Annotated in this window: 22 protein-coding genes; 13 read left to right on the forward strand and 9 right to left on the reverse strand. The window is 66.9% G+C overall.

Annotated features, from left to right (window positions below; all coding sequences use genetic code 11):
* From CHB86_RS01915 to CHB86_RS01930, 4 genes are all read left to right on the forward strand, one after another.
* Entirely contained in the window at positions 1-876 is an 876-nt protein-coding gene (locus tag CHB86_RS01915) for a DMT family transporter (protein ID WP_281251203.1), read from the forward strand.
* A 168-nt stretch (positions 877-1,044) separates the two neighbouring features.
* Positions 1,045-1,332: a 50S ribosomal protein L28 gene (rpmB, locus tag CHB86_RS01920; protein ID WP_089230852.1), complete on the forward strand. Its 288-nt coding sequence runs from the start codon at positions 1,045-1,047 to the stop codon at positions 1,330-1,332.
* A gap of 97 nt (positions 1,333-1,429) precedes the next feature.
* Positions 1,430-1,768 carry a hypothetical protein gene (locus tag CHB86_RS01925; RefSeq protein ID WP_089230853.1) on the forward strand — a complete coding sequence of 113 codons (339 nt, stop codon included), beginning with the start codon at positions 1,430-1,432 and terminating at the stop codon, positions 1,766-1,768.
* 71 nt (positions 1,769-1,839) lie between these two features.
* On the forward strand, positions 1,840-2,307 hold the full coding sequence (locus CHB86_RS01930; RefSeq protein ID WP_089230854.1) for a copper chaperone PCu(A)C: 468 nt from the start codon (positions 1,840-1,842) through the stop codon (positions 2,305-2,307).
* Between the two features lie 177 nt (positions 2,308-2,484).
* Here the strand turns inward: CHB86_RS01930 and CHB86_RS01935 are convergent, their stop codons facing one another.
* The gene (locus CHB86_RS01935) at positions 2,485-3,195 is read right to left on the reverse strand and encodes an NAD-dependent deacylase (protein ID WP_089230855.1); all 711 of its coding nucleotides are present in this window, start codon (positions 3,193-3,195) and stop codon (positions 2,485-2,487) included.
* A 315-nt stretch (positions 3,196-3,510) separates the two neighbouring features.
* On the opposite strand from CHB86_RS01935, the gene CHB86_RS01940 reads away from it, so the two are divergent.
* Positions 3,511-3,990 carry a low molecular weight protein-tyrosine-phosphatase gene (locus CHB86_RS01940; RefSeq protein ID WP_089230856.1) on the forward strand — a complete coding sequence of 160 codons (480 nt, stop codon included), beginning with the start codon at positions 3,511-3,513 and terminating at the stop codon, positions 3,988-3,990.
* A gap of 67 nt (positions 3,991-4,057) precedes the next feature.
* Here CHB86_RS01940 and CHB86_RS01945 read toward each other — a convergent pair whose 3' ends face one another.
* From CHB86_RS01945 to CHB86_RS01955, 3 genes are all read right to left on the reverse strand, one after another.
* A complete protein-coding gene (locus CHB86_RS01945; RefSeq protein ID WP_089230857.1) occupies positions 4,058-4,381 on the reverse strand; it encodes a hypothetical protein in 324 nt (107 codons plus the stop codon).
* A 151-nt stretch (positions 4,382-4,532) separates the two neighbouring features.
* On the reverse strand, positions 4,533-4,805 hold the full coding sequence (locus CHB86_RS01950) for an acylphosphatase (RefSeq protein WP_089230858.1): 273 nt from the start codon (positions 4,803-4,805) through the stop codon (positions 4,533-4,535).
* Positions 4,806-4,809: 4 nt separating this feature from the next.
* Positions 4,810-5,400, reverse strand: coding sequence for a VOC family protein (locus CHB86_RS01955; protein WP_089230859.1), 591 nt, complete (start codon positions 5,398-5,400; stop codon positions 4,810-4,812).
* Positions 5,401-5,589: 189 nt separating this feature from the next.
* Here CHB86_RS01955 and CHB86_RS01960 point away from each other — a divergent pair, with 189 nt between their 5' ends.
* Positions 5,590-6,645, forward strand: coding sequence for a Hint domain-containing protein (locus tag CHB86_RS01960; RefSeq protein WP_089230860.1), 1,056 nt, complete (start codon positions 5,590-5,592; stop codon positions 6,643-6,645).
* Positions 6,646-6,672: 27 nt separating this feature from the next.
* On the opposite strand, the gene CHB86_RS01965 is transcribed toward CHB86_RS01960, so the two are convergent.
* On the reverse strand, positions 6,673-7,512 hold the full coding sequence (locus CHB86_RS01965; RefSeq protein ID WP_089230861.1) for a calcium-binding protein: 840 nt from the start codon (positions 7,510-7,512) through the stop codon (positions 6,673-6,675).
* 199 nt (positions 7,513-7,711) lie between these two features.
* Here CHB86_RS01965 and CHB86_RS01970 point away from each other — a divergent pair, with 199 nt between their 5' ends.
* Positions 7,712-9,106, forward strand: coding sequence for a calcium-binding protein (locus CHB86_RS01970; RefSeq protein ID WP_089230862.1), 1,395 nt, complete (start codon positions 7,712-7,714; stop codon positions 9,104-9,106).
* 66 nt (positions 9,107-9,172) lie between these two features.
* Here CHB86_RS01970 and CHB86_RS01975 read toward each other — a convergent pair whose 3' ends face one another.
* Positions 9,173-10,075 carry a calcium-binding protein gene (locus CHB86_RS01975; protein ID WP_089230863.1) on the reverse strand — a complete coding sequence of 301 codons (903 nt, stop codon included), beginning with the start codon at positions 10,073-10,075 and terminating at the stop codon, positions 9,173-9,175.
* Positions 10,076-10,284: 209 nt separating this feature from the next.
* Here CHB86_RS01975 and lepA point away from each other — a divergent pair, with 209 nt between their 5' ends.
* Positions 10,285-12,087, forward strand: a complete 1,803-nt coding sequence (gene lepA, locus CHB86_RS01980) for a translation elongation factor 4 (RefSeq protein WP_425445406.1) — start codon at positions 10,285-10,287, stop codon at positions 12,085-12,087.
* Positions 12,088-12,096: 9 nt separating this feature from the next.
* On the opposite strand, the gene CHB86_RS01985 is transcribed toward lepA, so the two are convergent.
* Positions 12,097-12,429 (reverse strand): nuclear transport factor 2 family protein, encoded by a 333-nt coding sequence (locus tag CHB86_RS01985; RefSeq protein WP_089230865.1) that lies wholly within the window; start codon positions 12,427-12,429, stop codon positions 12,097-12,099.
* A gap of 388 nt (positions 12,430-12,817) precedes the next feature.
* Between CHB86_RS01985 and CHB86_RS01990 the strand changes: the two genes are divergently transcribed.
* Positions 12,818-13,819 (forward strand): hypothetical protein, encoded by a 1,002-nt coding sequence (locus CHB86_RS01990; RefSeq protein WP_089230866.1) that lies wholly within the window; start codon positions 12,818-12,820, stop codon positions 13,817-13,819.
* Positions 13,820-14,000: 181 nt separating this feature from the next.
* Here CHB86_RS01990 and CHB86_RS01995 read toward each other — a convergent pair whose 3' ends face one another.
* The gene (locus CHB86_RS01995; protein ID WP_089230867.1) at positions 14,001-14,429 is read right to left on the reverse strand and encodes a CBS domain-containing protein; all 429 of its coding nucleotides are present in this window, start codon (positions 14,427-14,429) and stop codon (positions 14,001-14,003) included.
* A 239-nt stretch (positions 14,430-14,668) separates the two neighbouring features.
* On the opposite strand from CHB86_RS01995, the gene CHB86_RS02000 reads away from it, so the two are divergent.
* The 4 genes from CHB86_RS02000 (at position 14,669) to CHB86_RS02015 (ending at position 16,590) form a co-directional block, all read left to right on the forward strand.
* The gene (locus tag CHB86_RS02000) at positions 14,669-14,998 is read left to right on the forward strand and encodes a GYD domain-containing protein (protein ID WP_089230868.1); all 330 of its coding nucleotides are present in this window, start codon (positions 14,669-14,671) and stop codon (positions 14,996-14,998) included.
* A gap of 108 nt (positions 14,999-15,106) precedes the next feature.
* Positions 15,107-15,652, forward strand: a complete 546-nt coding sequence (locus tag CHB86_RS02005) for a tetratricopeptide repeat protein (protein WP_089230869.1) — start codon at positions 15,107-15,109, stop codon at positions 15,650-15,652.
* Positions 15,653-15,750: 98 nt separating this feature from the next.
* Positions 15,751-16,008: a hypothetical protein gene (locus CHB86_RS02010; protein ID WP_089230870.1), complete on the forward strand. Its 258-nt coding sequence runs from the start codon at positions 15,751-15,753 to the stop codon at positions 16,006-16,008.
* Between the two features lie 177 nt (positions 16,009-16,185).
* Positions 16,186-16,590: a glycine zipper family protein gene (locus CHB86_RS02015; protein ID WP_245837701.1), complete on the forward strand. Its 405-nt coding sequence runs from the start codon at positions 16,186-16,188 to the stop codon at positions 16,588-16,590.
* Between the two features lie 96 nt (positions 16,591-16,686).
* On the opposite strand, the gene CHB86_RS02020 is transcribed toward CHB86_RS02015, so the two are convergent.
* Positions 16,687-16,890 carry a hypothetical protein gene (locus tag CHB86_RS02020; protein WP_089230872.1) on the reverse strand — a complete coding sequence of 68 codons (204 nt, stop codon included), beginning with the start codon at positions 16,888-16,890 and terminating at the stop codon, positions 16,687-16,689.
* Positions 16,891-16,993 lie beyond the last annotated feature (103 nt).

Genomic DNA, 16,993 nt, shown 5'->3' on the forward strand with positions numbered 1-16,993 from the left:
GTGACGGCGCTGTCCGACAACCTCCGCGGCGCGCTCTTCATGACCGCCGCCATGGCCGCCTTCGCGCTCGAGGACACCTTCCTCAAGTCCGCCACCGTCACCATGGCGGTGGGGCAGGCGCTGATGCTGCTGGGCCTTTTCGGAACCGCGGGTTTCGTCCTGCTCGGCCTGGTCCGCGGCGAGCCGGTCGCCGACCGCCGCATGATCCATCCGCGGATGTGGCTCCGCGCGGCCTTCGAGGCCTGCGGCCGCATCTTCTATACTCTCGCCATCGCCGTGGCCCCGCTCTCCAACGCCACCGCGATCCTGCAGGCGACCCCCATCGTCGTCGTCGCCGGCGCCGCGATGTTCATGGGCGAACAGGTCGGCTGGCGCCGCTGGCTGGCGATTCTCGCGGGCTTCGCCGGGGTGCTGATGATCCTGCGCCCGGGGCTCTCGGGCTTCGACAGCAGCGCGCTGCTGGCCTTTCTGGGCATGCTGGGCTTCGCGGGCCGCGACCTCGCCACCCGCGCCGCGCCGAAAGGGCTCACCAACGCCCAGATCGGGATCTGCGGCTACTCGATCCTGGTACCCACCGGCGCGCTGCTGCTGGTCCTGACCGGCAACCCGCTCACCTTCGTGGCCTCCGGCATCGGCCATGCGGCCCTCGCCAGCCTGTGCAGCGTCGCGGCCTACACCGGGCTCACCGCCGCGATGCGCATGGGCGAGGTCTCGGCGGTCACGCCGTTCCGCTACACCCGGCTGCTGTTTGGCGTCGGCCTCGGCATGGTGGTCTTCTCCGAACGCCCCGACGCGATGACCCTTGCGGGCAGCGCTGTCATCCTCGCCGCCGGCCTCTATATCATGCTGCGCGAAAGCGGGCTGCGCCGCCGCTGATGGGCGCGCACGAGGCCGGGGCGGCGGACCGGGCAGGCAAAGGGGGGAATCGGCTTGACACCGGCTCCGGCATGCTCTTAAACGCGCGAACGGAATTCGGGGCGCCCCGGCCGGACACCCTGGCCCGGGTTGTGCCCCATTTGTCATACGAACGTCGAGGATCATCCAATGTCGCGTGTCTGCGAACTGACCGGTAAAGGTCCGATGGTTGGCAACAACGTCAGCCACGCCAACAACAAGACCAAGCGCCGCTTTCTGCCGAACCTGCAGGACGTGACGCTCATCTCCGACGCCCTCGGGCGCTCCTTCAAGCTGCGGATCTCGTCCTCCGCCCTGCGGTCGGTCGACCACCGCGGCGGCCTCGACGCGTTCCTCGCCAAGGCCAGCGACGAAGAGCTCTCCGCCAAGGCGCTGAAGATCAAGAAGGATATCGCCAAGGCCCAGGCAGCCGCCTGATCCGGCCTCCGGCTCTTTCTGACGCGGCCCTGCCATCCGGCGGGGCCGCTTTCTTTTGTGCGTTGCGTTTCCCGGATGCCTGTCTAGTGTGCATCCGATGACTGGCCGCCTGCTATCCCTCGTGCTGATCCTGAGCCTCGGACTCTCGTCCCTGGGCTTCGGCATGGCGCTCGGCAGGGCGCCGGCCGTGGGCGAAATGGTCATCTGCACCGGCTACGGCGCGGTCACGATCTCCTTCGACGCGGACGGCAACCCGGTCGAATCGCACGGCCTTTGCCCCGACGCCGCGCTGGCCTTCTGGGCCGAACCGCCGGCGCCGCCGGCGACCAATGCGCCGGCAGATCTCGCCCCGGCCTGGCGCGACCGGCTGCAGGACGTCGCGATCGCCCCCGCCAGGGTGCCGCACGGCCGCGGCGCCCGCGCCCCTCCCGCCTGATCCCGTCCGACCGGCCCCGGCAGCCTGCCGAGGCCCCACCCAGACCAGACACAGATCAGACGGAGACCCAGATGTCCCTGAAACCCCTCTTCGCGGCGGCAGCCGCGCTCGTTCTCGCCACCCCGGCCCTTGCCGATATCGAGATCGTCGACGCCTACGCCCGCGCCGCCATGGCCAATGCCAAGTCCGGTGCGGCCTTCATGGAAATCCACAACACCGGCAGCGAGGACGACCGCCTCGTCGGCGCCGCCTCCGACATCGCCGCCAGGGTCGAGCTGCACACCCACATCGGCGACGCCAACGGCGTGATGCAGATGGTGCAGGTCGAGGAAGGCTTCCCGATCCCCGCCGGCAGCACCCACATGCTCCAGCGCGGCGGCGACCATGTCATGTTCATGGGGCTCACCGGCCCGATGAACGACGGCGAGACGGTCACGGTGACGCTGAGCTTCGAGAAGGCCGGCGACATCACCGTCGAGATCCCGGTCGACCTGCAGCGCCAGCCCGGCCAGCCGATGCAGCACGGCATGAGCAACTGACCGGACCATTCCGGTGGCGCCGACCCGCTCGGGCCGGCGCTGCCGGCCGTCGCGCGCCGGCCGGGGGCCATGCCCCCGAAGCGCCCGGCCTCTTCTGTCGGAAAATATCCTCGTGGGGCGCGCGGCCATGCCGCGCGGGGGGCAGACAGCCCCCCTCCGCCCGCACCGCCGAGGCGCTCAGATCTGCTGACGGAGCCCGCCGGCCAGAAGCCCCTCGACCCAACCCGGCACGACCTCGGTCGCCGGCCCCTCGAAGCGCCGGTCGAACATCCCGCTCAGCTCCGACGGCTCGAGGTTCAGCTCCACCGTCTCCGCCCCGGCCGCGTTCGCGTGCATCACGAAACCGGCCGCGGGAAAGACCTGGCCGGAGGTGCCGATGGCGGCAAACAGGTCGGCGCTGATCACGTGGCGCTCGATCAGGTCCATGTCGTAGGGCATCTCGCCGAACCAGACGATGTCCGGCCGGGTCGCCGCCTCGCCGCATTCGGGGCAGGGATCCTCGGCCCGCATCACCAGCGGCGCGGTCCAGTGGGCGCCGCATTGCGCGCAGAGCGCCCCGGTCAGCTCGCCATGCATGTGGATCACCCGCTGGTGGCCGGCGCGCTCGTGCAGGTCGTCGATGTTCTGGGTCACCAGCACGACCTCGCCCTGCCAGTCCCGCTCCAGCCGCGCCAGCGCCGCATGGGCCGCGTTCGGCTCGGCGGCCAGGGCATTGGCCCGCCGCGCGTTGTAGAAATCGTGGACGAGCGCCGGGTTGCGGGCGAAGCCCTCGGGCGTGGCGACCTCCTCCAGGTCGTATTGCGACCAGATCCCGCCGACATCCCGGAACGTTCCCAGCCCGCTTTCGGCCGAGATCCCCGCGCCGGTCAGAATCACGATCTTGCGCATCTTTCGCTCCTTCAGACCCGGCGCCCCGGTTCGCTGTAAGGCGGGACGGGGGGCATCACTCACCCCCCGTTTCTGGAACAGGCAGCGGCCGGAGGCAACGGTCGAAGGGCCGGGACCGGAAAGCCGCCGGCGACGTCTCGCGATCCGGGATCGCTGGCGCCCGTCCGCGCCGAAATTCCGCGCGGTCCTGCCAACGGCGAGGGCAGAGGCGGCAGCCGCGGGCGCAGGCCGAAGCGGCGAATCGCCGACGCGGCGCGTCCGACCTGTCCGAATGGCAGCCTTGACCCGGCCCCGCCCCGGGCGCACCCATGGACCATGACCGAGCCGACCCACGCCGCCCCGCCCCGTATCCTTTTCGTCTGCCTTGGCAATATCTGTCGCTCTCCCGCCGCCGAAGGCGTGGCGCGGGAGCTGGCCACGCGCGCCGGGCAGGCGGTGGAATTCGACAGCGCCGGCACCGGCAGCTGGCACGTGGGAGAGCCCCCCGACCGGCGGATGCAGGCCACCGCGCGCGGCTCTGGCTACGACCTCTCCGGCCTCCGGGCGCGGCAGTTCGTGCCGGCGGATTTCTCCCGCTTCGACCTGATCGTCGCGATGGACCGCCAGAACCTGGAAGATATCGAGGCGCAACGCCCGCCGGGCAACGAAACGCCCGTCCGGCTGTTCCTGGCCTATGGACCGTCGGAACGCGTCGACGTTCCCGACCCCTATTACGAGGGCGGATTCGATCTCGTTCTGCGGCTCATCGAACATGCCGCGATGGGGCTTCTGGGGGAGTTGCGCCGGCCGCGGTGACGCGGGCCGGCGGGCAGGGGGCGTGGCCCCCGTGCGGACCGGCCGGAGCGCCCGGCCGGCACTGCGATCAGCTGCAGACGTTGCCCGCGGTGGTGCCGAACGCCTTGTAGCGCTTCCAGAATGCCTCGTCCGAGGCCCTGTCCGACTGACGGACTTCCTGCGCACGGTGCGGGTCCTTGAAGAACTTCGCGGCCATCCGCTGGTCCCGGCGGGTCAGCATCTGGTCGGCGACGCGCTGGATGCAATCGCACAGCGGCCGGGAGGCCGCGCGGCGGTTGGAACTCATGCAGGCGCGCTCGATGGTCGAGCCGGCCTCTGCCGAGGGTGCCGAGATCATGCCAAGCGGAAGCGCAAGCGCCGCCGCCAACAGGAGTGTGGTGAGGGTTTTCATGTGCTCTGCCTCGATATTGCCTGGACCGGCCGTCTTGCCGCGGTCGATGGTCCGATCCGCTCTTCGTGCCAGAATTGTCGGGAAATATCAACGTTTGCTGAACGCCGGGCGGAAAATCCGTGCCCGTCTGTCGGGTGCCGGCCACAGGCGTTCATCCGCGCAGCACCCGGAAGCCGTCCGCTCCCGTCGCTCCGCGCGCTTCCCAGTCAATGCTGTCCACCCGGCCCGCCGGAGGGACGCTCCGCATCGCCTCGATCATCGCATCGACCGCCTCTCCGGGGCCCTCGAGCCACGCCGAGACCGAGCCGTCGGCCTCGTTTTGGACCCATCCGGCGAGTCCCCGCGCCGCCGCCTCGCCACGGCACCAGGCGCGGTAGCCCACGCCCTGCACCCGTCCGCGCACCCGCACCGCGACCGCCAGCATCGCCTCAGCGCCCGCGATAGGGGTCGGCCGGCGCCCGGCTCTCCGAGAGCGTCTGCTGGCGCCGCTCCACCAACAGCTCGATCGCATCCGCCAGGTGCACTTCCTGGATGTTGTAATCCCCGCGCGCGACCCGGATCCGGTGCGCCTCGATCATCACGTCGGCATGGGTGCACCCCGCCGGCGGCTCGAACCGGTAGCAGGCCAGCTCGATCAGCAACCCGAGCGGGTCGGTGAAATAGATCGAATCCATGAACCCGCGGTCCTTCGGCCCCGAATGCCGGATGCCGCGCTCGTCCAGCCGCCGCACGGTCTGGCTGAATGTCGCCCGGCTGACGTTGAACGCCAGGTGATGCACGCAGCCCGCGTCGGTCGGCGTGCGCGCCGGGTTGGGGCGCCGGTTCTCGTTGGTGAAAACGGTGATCAGCCGGCCGTCGCCGGGGTCGAAATACAGATGCCCCTCGCTGGGCCGGTCGAGGTTGGGCTGGTCGAAGACAAAGGGCATGCCGAGCACGCCCTCCCAGAAATCGATGGATGTCTTGCGATCGGCACCGGTCAGCGTGATGTGGTGCACGCCCTGTGTCTGCAATTTGCGCATGCCTGTCTCCCCCGGATGACACCCAAACGTTGCAACAGCGTATAGCATTGCGGGCTTCGGTCAAATTCCGCCTTCCGTAGGGAAAGCTGGGCTTCAGGGGTTACTCCGACGCGCGGAATGTCCCATTCTTGCCGCGATTGGTTTCTAAATTGACTCCAATTTGCGAGATACCGAGAGGGTGAGGGCATCGTGAGCACGACATACTGGGCGAGGTTCGACAGCAATTCCGCCAACAACCCGGCGTTGAACCTGACTGGAGACCCGTCCGTCGAGATCACCTTCGTGCCCAGCGGGCCGGACGGGGACATCATTCTCGAAGGCAGCGAGGGCGTGCCCGATCCCGACACCCAGGTCGTGATCGACGGGGTCAGCTACGACTTCAGCTTCGCGGTCCAGGGCACCCTGCCCACAACGAACAACAACGGAGCCAACCAGGTCCCGGTGGAGTTCCGTGGCGCGGACGTGATCGTCATCACGGTCTACGACTACCCCACGCCCGGCGACACCGCGCGCCTGAGCTTCATGCCCGGCGAGGAAGCGACCGAGGCCGACATGGAGAATTTCGGCAACGGCGCGATCGACATCCAGAACGTCGACGAGACCGGGCCGGGAGAGATCTGCTTCGCCGCCGGCACCCTGCTGATGACCCCCAAGGGCCCCGTGCCGGTCGAGGACCTCGCCCCCGGTGACCTGCTGGTCACCCGCGACGGCGGGGCGCTGCCGATCCGCTGGGTCTCGTTCAGCACCCTGCGCTGGCCCGGCGCGCGGGATCTCGACCGCCCCATGCAGATCCGCGCCGACACCTTCGGTCCCGGCGCGCCCGCACGCGACCTCGTGGTCTCGCCCCAGCACCGCGTGCTGCTGGGCGGCACGGCCTGGGACGGGCGCGAGGTGCTGGCCCCGGCCCGCGGCCTGGCCGGCCTGCGCGGCGTCCGCGAGATGAAGGGCTGCCGCCGGGTGACCTATTACCACGTGCTGCTGCCGCGCCACGCCGTGATCCTGTCCGAGGGGCTCGAGACCGAGAGCTTCCTGCCCGGCCCGATGGCCCTGCGGATGCTGACCCCGACGCAGCGCGCCGAGGTGCTGCGGCTCTTCCCGGCGCTTCTGAAGGACCCGAAACGCGGCTACGGCGCGATGGTGCGGCCCTGCGTGACGGTCGGAGAGGCGCGCGACGCGGTCCGCGCCCATCCCGAAGCCTCGGACCATCGGCCCCAGGCTCCGGGCGCGGCGCGCGACGTGGCCTGACGGCCGGCGTCGCCCGCCGTTCGGCGGTCAGAGGATGGTGATGTCGTCGATCAGGTCGCTCTTGTCCTCGACCCCGCGCAGCACAATCACCTCGTCGCCGAAGTCGAAGACCACCTTGCCGGATTTCTCCTCGGCGAACTTGTTGACCACCTTGCGGCGCGTCAGATCGTTGTTCCAGAGGTCGGAATCCAGCACCAGCCGGTCCGTGTCGTCCGCGAAATCCGTGATGATGTCGCGCCCGTCGCCCTCGGCGAACAGGAAGGCGTCGGCGCCCTTGCCCCCGGTCAGCAGGTCCTTGCCCTTGCCGCCCTCGATCGTGTCGGCGCCCTTGCCGCCATTGATCGTGTCGTTGCCACCGGCGCCGAGCAGCGTGTCATTGCCCGCGCGCCCCAGCATCTTGTCGGCCCCGGCATAGCCGATGGCGGCGTCGTCGTAGCGGCTGAGGTCGAAGGTGTCGTTGCCGGCGAACATCGCCTTGAAGATCCGGACATCGTCGCCGGTCCGCTTGGTCTCCATCGCGTCGTTGACGGCCTTGGCCGAGACCTCGAAATCCTGGATCGTCCACAGGTCGATCCAGTCGCTGCCCGACCAGATGCTCAGGTGCAGGCCCTCGACCTTGCCACCGGTCATCGCGTTGTCCGAACTCGCCTCGTCGGAGCTTTCCGCCACGATCCGCTGGCCGGTGAACTGCAGCAGCAGGAAGGAGCCGTTGTCCTCGAAGTCGATCTCGAACGCGTCGCGATAGGTCGTGTCCCAGTAGTCGAAGGGCTTGTTGTTGTAATAATAGAAGAATTCCGCGCCCTTCCACGCGTCGTTCAGGTTGTAGACGAACTGGTTGAAGGAATCGACTGCGTTCACGCTCGCCATTGGGCTCTCCGGTCATCTGCTCTTTCCGCCCACCTTCCATGCCCCCGCGATCCTGTCAAACCGGGCTGGCGGTTCGTTGCCGTTTCCCGCCGGTCCGGGTGACCCCACGTCCCGGATGCGCGCCGTGCCCGCCGCTTGCTAGCCTCCCGCTGGGCCCGGCCCGCTCCAACGTCCCCGCCCCCGCATCATGGAGATCATCTTGCTGCGCTTCTTCCTCTTTTCGGCCTTCGATTCCCTCGACGGTGCCGACGCCGCCGCCCTGTTCGACACCGCGCCGGTCGGCACGACGCTCAATGCAAAGACCGAGCTGAGCCGGGCCTTCCCTGCCGCCACCCTCGTCGTGGTGCCGTTCTCCGAACTGGTCGACACCCTGCGGTCAGGTGAGGTGGACTATGCGGTCCGCGGCTATCTGAGCAGCTTTCAGGAGGATGCCTCCGCGCTGGAGGCGAGCGGTGCGCTCAATTCGACGGTCTTCGCCTACGAGATCACCCCAGAGGGCGAGGTGCGCTCGGTCGATCCCGCCGCGCTTCTGCCGGATGCCCCCTCGCTGGGCCCCGACGTTCTGGTCGGAACCGACGGCGACGACATCCTGCATGCCAGCCACGGGTGGGACACGCTCTACGGCATGGCGGGCGACGATATCCTTTTCGGCGAACAGAACTCGGATGTGCTCTGGGGCGGCGATGGCAACGACAAGCTGCGCGGCGGCGCTCTCGACGACAGGCTGATCGGCGGTCCAGGCAACGATGTCCTCGACGGCGGCATCAAGATCGACGTCGCCGATTACTCCTCGCACGGGTCGGTCACGGTCGACCTCGCCATCACCTCCTACCAGCAGACCGGGGTCGGCTGGGACAAGCTGGTCCGCATCGAGAACGTGATCGGCGGCAGCGAGGCCTCGCGGCTCTTCGGGGACGAGGGCCGCAATGTCCTGACCGGCGGTGCCGGCAACGATGCCCTGTACGGGCGCGGCTGGAGCGACGAGCTCATCGGCGGCGAGGGCGACGACCTGCTCTCCGGCGGGCGCGGTGGCGACTACCTCATCGGCGGCGAGGGCAACGACACCCTCCGCGGCGGCGTCGACAACGACACGCTGATCGACCGCGAGCATCCCTGGATACCTATTACCAGTGACGACCGCCTTTTCGGCAACCGAGGCGACGACTTTCTGGACGCCGGTTACGGCAATGACTGGCTGTCCGGCGGCAAGGGTGACGACGATCTCCGTGGTGACAGGGGCGACGACGTCCTGCGCGGCAACGGCGGCAACGACCGCCTCTATGCCGGTATGGGCGACGACATCCTGATGGGCGGCCGCGGCAACGACAGGCTCTACGGGAACTTTGGCAAGCAGACCATGACCGGGGGCAAAGGCGTCGACGAGTTCCTTTTCTACAGTTCCATCGGCCACAACGTGATCACCGATTTCCGGCCCGGGATCGAGACCATCTGGATCAGCGAGAAGTACCGGGACCTGATCATCGAGGGCGATGTGGATACAATCATCCGCGTCGACAACGACACCGAGTTCTCGATCACCCTTCTGGGGGTCTCGCCGGATGACCTGAGCCGCAGCGACTTCTTCTTTATGTGAACGCGCGCCAGTGGCGGGTGGCCGCGAGGGCAGGGCGCTCCCGCCCCCGGCCGAGACCCGCCGCGTTTACAGCAGGGTCAGATCGTCAGCCAGGTCGAACTTGTCCGCTACGCCCTTCACCAGCAGCATATCGTCGCCGAACGCCAGCACCACGTCGTCGCCCGTGTCGGTGGCAAACCGCTTGAGCACCTGCCGGGCGGTCAGGTCGTTGTTCCACAGCCCGCTGTCGAGCTCGATCCCGTCGATGTCATTCTCGAAATCGGCGATCACGTCGCGGCCGTTTCCGGCGGAGAACACGAAGCTGTCCGCCCCCGCGCCGCCCGTCATCTGATCCGCCCCGCGCCCGCCGTTCAGCCGGTCGTCGCCCGCGCCGCCGTCGAGCCGATCCCGTCCGGCCTCGCCGAACAGCCGGTCGGCCCCGTTGTCGCCATAGAGCCGGTCGGCCCCCCGGCCGCCCTTGATCACGTCCCGGCCGCCGCCGCCGCCCAGCGTGTCGTCGCCGGCCCTGCCGAGCATCCGGTCGCCGCCGTCGAACCCGTTCATCCGGTCGTCGCCCGCTCCGAGCCGGATCACGTCCCGCCCGCTCAGCGCGGCCTCGATCAGCGCCAGGTCGTCGGAGGTGTCTTCGGTCAGGATCGCGGCCAGGAGCTCCGCCGCTTCGAGCGGGGCGTCGACCATGTCGATCCCCCATGAAGAGCCGTCCGACTGCTCATCGACCTCAAGGACCATCTCCACCGTGCCGGCAACGAGCTGCCCCTTGCGGTTGACCTCGAAACCGCTGCCGAGAAACACCGTCAGGTATTCCCGTCCGCCCAGCAGCCAGTTGGTGAAATAGAGATCCTCCAGCGTCCGCGTCCCGGCTTCGATGAAAACGTCGTCCTCCAGGCCGGACTCGCGCAACCCATCGGACAGCCGGTGGAAATCCAGGTTCCGGATGCTGAAATCGCCCGTGGTCTCGAAACGCGCCATGCACTCGTCCTCGCGGCCCGCACCAGGTTCGTCCCAGGACCGCCAGCCGCGCGCCGCCCCGCCGTGTGGGCCCGTGCCGGGCCGCATGCCCACCGCTATGCCATTCCCGCACCTCCGGCAATCCCGATCCGTGCCGATCCCTGTTTCCCTTTTCCCCGCGGCGTTCTATCGTGCTTGACCGCTGCACGGATTCTCCTCATATGCCGCCCATGACCACCGATCTCAGCCACATCCGCAACTTCTCCATCGTCGCCCATATTGACCACGGGAAATCCACCCTGGCCGACCGGCTGATCCAGCTCACCGGCACCGTCGCCGAACGCGACATGAAGGAGCAGCTGCTCGACGCGATGGACATCGAGCGCGAGCGCGGCATCACCATCAAGGCCAACTCCGTGCGGATCGAATACCCCGCCAAGGACGGCCGCACCTACACGCTCAACCTGATCGACACCCCCGGTCACGTCGACTTCGCCTACGAGGTCTCACGCTCCATGCGCGCGGTCGAGGGCTCGCTGCTGGTGGTCGACGCCACGCAGGGGGTCGAGGCGCAGACGCTCGCCAACGTCTACACCGCCATCGACGCCGACCACGAGATCGTCCCGGTCCTCAACAAGATCGACCTGCCCGCCGCCGAGCCCGAGCGCATCGCCGAGCAGATCGAGGACGTCATCGGCATCGACGCCTCGGACGCCTGCCTGATCTCCGCCAAGACCGGCATCGGCATCCCCGACGTGCTTGAAGCCATCGTCAAGCGCCTGCCGGCCCCCACCGGCGACCGCGACGCGCCGCTCAAGGCGATGCTGGTCGACAGCTGGTACGACGCCTACCTCGGCGTCGTCGTCATGATCCGCGTCATGGACGGCGTGATCCGCAAGGGCGACAACATCCTGATGATGCAGACCGGCGCCAGGTACGGCGTCGACAAGCTCGCCGTCCTGCGCCCCAAGATGACCGACATCGCCGAGCTCGGCCCGGGCGAGATCGGCGTGCTCACCGCCTCGATCAAGCAGGTCCGCGACACCCGCGTCGGCGACACCATCACCCACCAGAAGAAGCCCTGCGACAAGCCGCTGCCCGGCTTCAAACCCTCGCAGCCCGTGGTCTTCTGCGGCCTCTTCCCGGTCGACAACGCCGAGTTCGAGGACCTGCGCACCGCCATCGAGAAGCTGGCGCTCAACGACGCCTCCTTCACCTACGAGATGGAAACCTCCGCCGCGCTGGGCTTCGGCTTCCGCTGCGGCTTCCTCGGCCTGCTGCACCTCGAGGTGATCCGCGACCGGATCGAGCGCGAGTACGACATCGAGCTCATCACCACCGCGCCCTCCGTGGTCTACAAGGTCCACATGCGCGACGGCACCGAGATCGAGCTGCACAACCCCGCCGACATGCCGGACCCGGCCACCGTCGATCACATCGACGAACCGCGCATCAAGGCCACCATCATGGTGCCCGACGAATACCTCGGCGACGTGCTCAAGCTCTGCCAGGACCGCCGCGGCATCCAGCTCGACCTCACCTATGCCGGCGCCCGCGCCATGGCCGTCTACGACCTGCCGCTCAACGAGGTCGTGTTCGACTTCTACGACCGGCTGAAATCGGTGACCAAGGGCTACGCCTCCTTTGACTACCAGCTCTACGGCTACCGCACCGACAACCTCGTCAAGATGTCGGTGCTGGTGAACGAGGAGCCCGTCGACGCGCTCTCCATGATGGTCCACCGCGACCGCGCCGAGATGCGCGGCCGGGCGATGTGCGAGAAGCTCAAGGAGCTGATCCCGCGCCACATGTTCAAGATCCCGATCCAGGCCGCCATCGGAGGCCGCGTCATCGCCCGCGAGACCCTCTCCGCCATGCGCAAGGACGTGACCGCCAAATGCTACGGCGGCGACGCCACCCGGAAGAAGAAGCTTCTGGAAAAGCAGAAGGCGGGCAAGAAGAAGATGCGCCAGTTCGGCAAGGTGGACATTCCGCAGGAAGCATTCATCAACGCCCTCAAGATGGACAGCTGACCCCCGGTCTCACGTTTTCAGCGGTGTTGCCCCTGTCTCGACGCGGCTGATCTTGCCGCCGTCGAGCGAGCAGGCCATCAGCACCGCCTCGCGCGTGCCGTCCGGATAGTCGTTGACCGAGTGGATGACGAGAATGTCGTCGTTCTCGTAGATCTTGCGGCGTGGCCCCATGACCATGGCGTCCGAGGCCATCATCTTGCGGATCAGCGCGTCGAACTCCGCCTTGTTCATGGTGGTCCCGCTCTGGTGGCGCACGAAGACCGCATCATCGGCGTATAGCCCGAGGTAGGCGTCGGCGTCATTGTTCTGAACGGCCGCATTCATCACGTCGAAAATCGCCATGTCTCTCTCCCTTTTCTGAAATGATCCTGAACGGATGGGAAAGAATGCGCCCGTCATTGACGTTGCGGCAAGGATTCTTTGCTCGGGCCTCAGTCCCGGCGCTCCCCGGTCATCCGACGCACAAAGGGCCGCGTCCGACCCTGGGTGGGCGCGCCCCAACGCCTGTGGTCTCCCCTTTATCCCAAAGCCCCGACCGCGCTCCGAGCGGCCACCGGTACCGCCAAAGCGCCCTCCCGGGGGGAGGGTCGGGCGCAGCAAGACCGTTTCACATTGCGGCCGCAAAGGCCCGTAGACAAGCTGAAGGATATGGCTATCAATAGGAATTGACGTTTAATCGAGGGATAGAGTTTTTAGTTGTCATATTGGCTTAATGAAGTTGGATTGATTCATGGAAATTAGGAAAGAGGTTCAGCAGAACGCAGTGGCTGGCGAGGTTCCGGCGATCACTGCGGTGGTGCGGCCGATCTTAGGGGCGCTGCTGTATTCATTGAAAAGTGAAGTCGTTAATGACTACGGCGGTTATCAGAACGTCCTTTTGCGGCAGCTGTCTCGGAACAGGGCCAAGCATGATGGCGAATCTGGCGTTTGCTTCGAGTACGCCGTTCACGATGCGATCATTAACAACGACCCGATGGTCCTTGATCGGATAGACACAGCTTTGAAACGCCACTGCAAGATTGCTGGGGGTGACGTGAACTCACTGCTGTTTGGCGTTGAAAAGACCGGGAAGATCAATCTCATCGAAAGCGTTAGGGATAATTTAACTAATGATTCCAGACTTTTGGCGGGAAGCCGTGGCCAGCCGATCAAGCTAAAAAAACGCGTGGACCAGTTGGCTGCAGCCTTCCGTAAGGCATCAGAGCGGAAGAACCTTCCGACATCCATTTCAGGCCTTTGGAAGGCCGATCTCTTTGTTGGGCGGCCAAGCACTGATCAATGGGTAGGCACAACTGTGAAGATCAACCAGCGCCATCTGGAAGCTGCACGTGGATTGCGGCTTGCTATTGTTCCTGCTGACCAAGGAAAATCTGATACCGTTCGTCTAGAAGAAACAAAGAACCTCATTGTCGTCCCCGTACCGTATGACGGGGCATTCATGGAAGTATTTTGGTGTGCTTGGGAGACAGTTTTGCAGGTTTTAGCTGCAGACTGCCGGGTCCCTAAACCTGCTAACCTTCCGCGTCCCGCGCAACGAGAGGTCGCTCGACTACTGGCTGATCGGAGAGAGTTCTCGGTTCTGGAGGTGATCGAAGCATTGGATCCATTGTCGCAACCCTACTTGCTTCAAACTCGACCGGAACAACTAGAACTGGACTTGTTTCGATCTGGTCTGGATACGCAAGTTAATTCGTTGGTGTCGCCTTTCGCACGACGAACAGATGGCGAATAGAGTGCCTTTGCTTTCTCGGACGTGCAATTCTCTAGTTGTTTGATCATCGGGAAAAAGGACACGCTGGATATTGCTTGGATGAAAATCTCACAGGCCCAGCGTACAACGGTCCTATTGTACCGCGCTTCCTCCACTCCCACCCCACCAAAACGACTGACTGGGCCCGGGGCCCGGTCACCCTTCAGCGGCTCACGTATTTGACGAGTTCGTCCAGGTGGAACTTGTGCTCGTCGATCACCGTCTTCATCAGGTCGCCGATGGAGACCATGCCCACGAGCCGCTCGCCCTCCATAACCGGCAGGTGACGGATGTGCTTCTCGCTCATCAGCGCCATGCATTCGTCCACCGTGTCCTGTGGCGTGACGAAGATCACGTCCGGCTCCATCACCTCGCGCACCGGCGTGCTCGGCGCGGCGCGTCCCATCAGGAACACCCGCCGGGCGTATTGCCGCTCGGTGAAGATCCCGGCGACCGTCTCGCCGTCCATCACCATCACCGAGCCGACGTTCGCCTCCGCCATCAGCTTCAGCGCGTCCAGCACCATCGCGTCCGTGCCCACCTGGTGAACCGTGCGCCCCTTTGATTCAAGGATCTGTCCTACCGTCGTCATCGCGTCTCCTCCAAGGTCCTGAAGTGCCGATGACCCGGCCGCCCCTTCGCGCCCGGGCCGGCTCCTGTCTCCAGCAGACCCCATTCCCGCCCGCCCGGTCCATGACATGGGTCAAGCCGCGCCCGGTTTCTTTCCCTAAGGTCAAGTAATTGTGATACCATCCCCCGATGGGGCCGCGGGCGGGAAACGATCCGCGCAACGCGGACGGGTGCCGGCGCCCCGTTCAGGGAGGACAGACGATGCCACGTTTCATCGTAACCGGATGCTACACCCAGGCCGCCATGAAGGGCATGATCGCCAGCCCCAGTGACCGCGAGGCCGCCTCGGGCGCGCTCGTCAAGGCCGCGGGCGGCACGCAGGAGGCGTTCTACGTCACCACCGGCGACACCGACTTCATGCTCATCGTCACCATCGACGACGTCGCCAAGCTGCTCGCCGGGCTGATGGTCGCCGGGGCCTCCGGCGCCGCGTCCAACCTGCGGACCCAGCGGGCCTTCTCCTCCGCCGAGCTGACCGAGATGCAGAAGGAGGCGGGCAAGATCGCCTCCGCCTACGCGCCGCCCGGCTGACCGGCCCCGGCGCCTTTCCGCCCCGCTCACGCGGCCGTGAAGGCGCCGGATGCAGACGGGGCGCATTTCCGGGCTATCCTCCGTCTCGAACCGCGACAGGAGATTCCCATGCGCCCCAGCCTGCCCATCCTCGCCGCCGCCTTCACCCTCGCCCTGCCTTTCGCCGCCTTCGCGGCCGGCAGCGACGACACCTCCGCCCCCAAGCCCACCGAAACCACCCAGAGCTGCGACAAGGGCATGGTCTGGGACGCCAAGTCCGGCAAATGCGTCAACCCGCAGAGCGGCAGCCTCGACGACGAGACGCTGCACGGCGCGGTGCGCGAGTTCGCCTATGCCGGGCAGTACCGCCACGCCCTCGACGCGCTCGACGCCATCGAAGACCAGCAGGACGACCGCGTCGCCACCTACCGCGGCTTCGTCGCCCGTACGATGGGCGACGTGGAGGGCGGCATGGCCTTCTACCGCGCCGCGCTGGACGCCAACCCCGACAACCTGCTTGCCCGGTCCTACATGGGCCAGGCCTTCGTGGAGCAGGGCGACACGGCCGCCGCCCGCGCGCAACTGACCGAGATCCGCGCCCGTGGCGGCGAAGGCAGCTGGGCCGAGGCCTCGCTCTTCTCCGCCATCGTGCGCGGCACCACCTACAGCTACTGACCGGCGGCGCCACGGGGCAGCCCCCCCGTGGCGTATTGCGCCTTTACCGGCCGATCCGGCTGGCGGATACTCCCGCCTGAGCAACAGGGGAGGATGCCATGCTCGATCTTCTCGGAACCATCGCCGCAAACATTCTCAGCCTGCCGGGGATCCTCGGCTTCGCGGCAGGGATGATGACGCGCAACCTCGCCATCGCGGCGGTGGCCGGTGTCCTGATCGGCGCGATCGAGACCCTGGTCTTCGCGGGCTTCTCCATGGCCGCGGTCGAACCCCTGGAACTGGTGATCGGCATCTGCGTCGGCGCGGCCTTCGCCGTGCTGGGCAGCCTCGTCCGGATCCGCGGCGCCACCGTCTGACCGGTCGCCGCGACAGATCTCTTACGTCCAGACACGATCGGCAAAACACCGCCGGTCGCGGCCTGAAAAGGCCGTCCCCAGGGCCGGCGGATGCCGCGATAAGCAGCAAACCGGTTCCGTTCGCCGGATAATTCGCTAGAAATTGAAAGGGGTCTGTCCACGGACGAAACCCGACCAATGCGAACCAAAGTGCCGAAAGGGCTACCCATGCGTCGTCTCAAGAATCTTTCCGCCATTCCGCTCATCTGCATCGTTGCTGCCTGCGCGAATACCGGGTCCAGCTACCAGCCGGTGATTGATGGTCCGATCGGGCCCAACTACGCCAATGATCTGGCGGCCTGCCAGTCGATCGCCGCCCAGCAGGGCGCCTTCGACAACAACACCGCCGCCGCCGCCGCGACCGGCGCCGCGCTGGCCGGTGGCACCACGGCCGTCTTCAACAACCGTGGCACCAACGCCCGCGACGCCGCGCTGATCGGTGCTGCGGCCGGTGTGGCCGGTGGCGCGCTGCAGCAGCAGCAGAACAAGGAAGCGATCATCCGCAACTGCATGCGCGGCCGCGGCTACAACGTCGTCGGCTGACGCCAGCTTCGCGCGGCCGCCTGTCCCCCCGGGGACGGTGGCCGCGCCTCCTTGCCCGCGTTGTGCCGGCAAGGCGCGCGCCCCGCGCGAACGGGCCTAGCGGCCGCCCCGGCGCTTGCCGCCACGTGGCATCCAGGGGAACCAGAACGCCATCCACATCTCCACCGCCTGTTCGGTCCAGGCGTCGGTCATCGCCTTCTGCTGGCGGCTCATCTCGGCTGCGAACAGGCCGCGGCTCGCGCTTGCCGCCTTGTTCGCTTCGCTCAGCCACCAGCTCATGTAGGGGTTCTTGCCGGCCATCGGTGCTCTCCGTCCGTCCGAAACTGGCGCCAGCCTACGCTGCAGCGCGGCGCGGGCAAAGCGCCGAGTGCCGGCAGGGGAGGCATCGGCGTTCCGCCGCCGC

This window comes from Tropicimonas sediminicola, assembly GCF_900188335.1.
In the GTDB taxonomy this organism is placed as follows: domain Bacteria; phylum Pseudomonadota; class Alphaproteobacteria; order Rhodobacterales; family Rhodobacteraceae; genus Tropicimonas; species Tropicimonas sediminicola.

Excerpts from the sequence above, each read along its gene's own strand:
- rpmB (WP_089230852.1), top strand. The coding sequence starts at position 1,045 with ATGTCGCGTGTCTGCGAACTGACCGGTAAAGGTCCGATGGTTGGCAAC.
- CHB86_RS01925 (WP_089230853.1), top strand. The coding sequence starts at position 1,430 with ATGACTGGCCGCCTGCTATCCCTCGTGCTGATCCTGAGCCTCGGACTC.
- CHB86_RS01930 (WP_089230854.1), top strand. The coding sequence starts at position 1,840 with ATGTCCCTGAAACCCCTCTTCGCGGCGGCAGCCGCGCTCGTTCTCGCC.
- CHB86_RS01935 (WP_089230855.1), bottom strand. The coding sequence starts at position 3,195 with ATGCGCAAGATCGTGATTCTGACCGGCGCGGGGATCTCGGCCGAAAGC.
- CHB86_RS01940 (WP_089230856.1), top strand. The coding sequence starts at position 3,511 with ATGACCGAGCCGACCCACGCCGCCCCGCCCCGTATCCTTTTCGTCTGC.
- CHB86_RS01945 (WP_089230857.1), bottom strand. The coding sequence starts at position 4,381 with ATGAAAACCCTCACCACACTCCTGTTGGCGGCGGCGCTTGCGCTTCCG.
- CHB86_RS01950 (WP_089230858.1), bottom strand. The coding sequence starts at position 4,805 with ATGCTGGCGGTCGCGGTGCGGGTGCGCGGACGGGTGCAGGGCGTGGGC.
- CHB86_RS01955 (WP_089230859.1), bottom strand. The coding sequence starts at position 5,400 with ATGCGCAAATTGCAGACACAGGGCGTGCACCACATCACGCTGACCGGT.
- CHB86_RS01965 (WP_089230861.1), bottom strand. The coding sequence starts at position 7,512 with ATGGCGAGCGTGAACGCAGTCGATTCCTTCAACCAGTTCGTCTACAAC.
- CHB86_RS01975 (WP_089230863.1), bottom strand. The coding sequence starts at position 10,075 with ATGGCGCGTTTCGAGACCACGGGCGATTTCAGCATCCGGAACCTGGAT.
- lepA (WP_425445406.1), top strand. The coding sequence starts at position 10,285 with ATGACCACCGATCTCAGCCACATCCGCAACTTCTCCATCGTCGCCCAT.
- CHB86_RS01985 (WP_089230865.1), bottom strand. The coding sequence starts at position 12,429 with ATGGCGATTTTCGACGTGATGAATGCGGCCGTTCAGAACAATGACGCC.
- CHB86_RS01990 (WP_089230866.1), top strand. The coding sequence starts at position 12,818 with ATGGAAATTAGGAAAGAGGTTCAGCAGAACGCAGTGGCTGGCGAGGTT.
- CHB86_RS01995 (WP_089230867.1), bottom strand. The coding sequence starts at position 14,429 with ATGACGACGGTAGGACAGATCCTTGAATCAAAGGGGCGCACGGTTCAC.
- CHB86_RS02000 (WP_089230868.1), top strand. The coding sequence starts at position 14,669 with ATGCCACGTTTCATCGTAACCGGATGCTACACCCAGGCCGCCATGAAG.
- CHB86_RS02005 (WP_089230869.1), top strand. The coding sequence starts at position 15,107 with ATGCGCCCCAGCCTGCCCATCCTCGCCGCCGCCTTCACCCTCGCCCTG.
- CHB86_RS02010 (WP_089230870.1), top strand. The coding sequence starts at position 15,751 with ATGCTCGATCTTCTCGGAACCATCGCCGCAAACATTCTCAGCCTGCCG.
- CHB86_RS02015 (WP_245837701.1), top strand. The coding sequence starts at position 16,186 with ATGCGAACCAAAGTGCCGAAAGGGCTACCCATGCGTCGTCTCAAGAAT.
- CHB86_RS02020 (WP_089230872.1), bottom strand. The coding sequence starts at position 16,890 with ATGGCCGGCAAGAACCCCTACATGAGCTGGTGGCTGAGCGAAGCGAAC.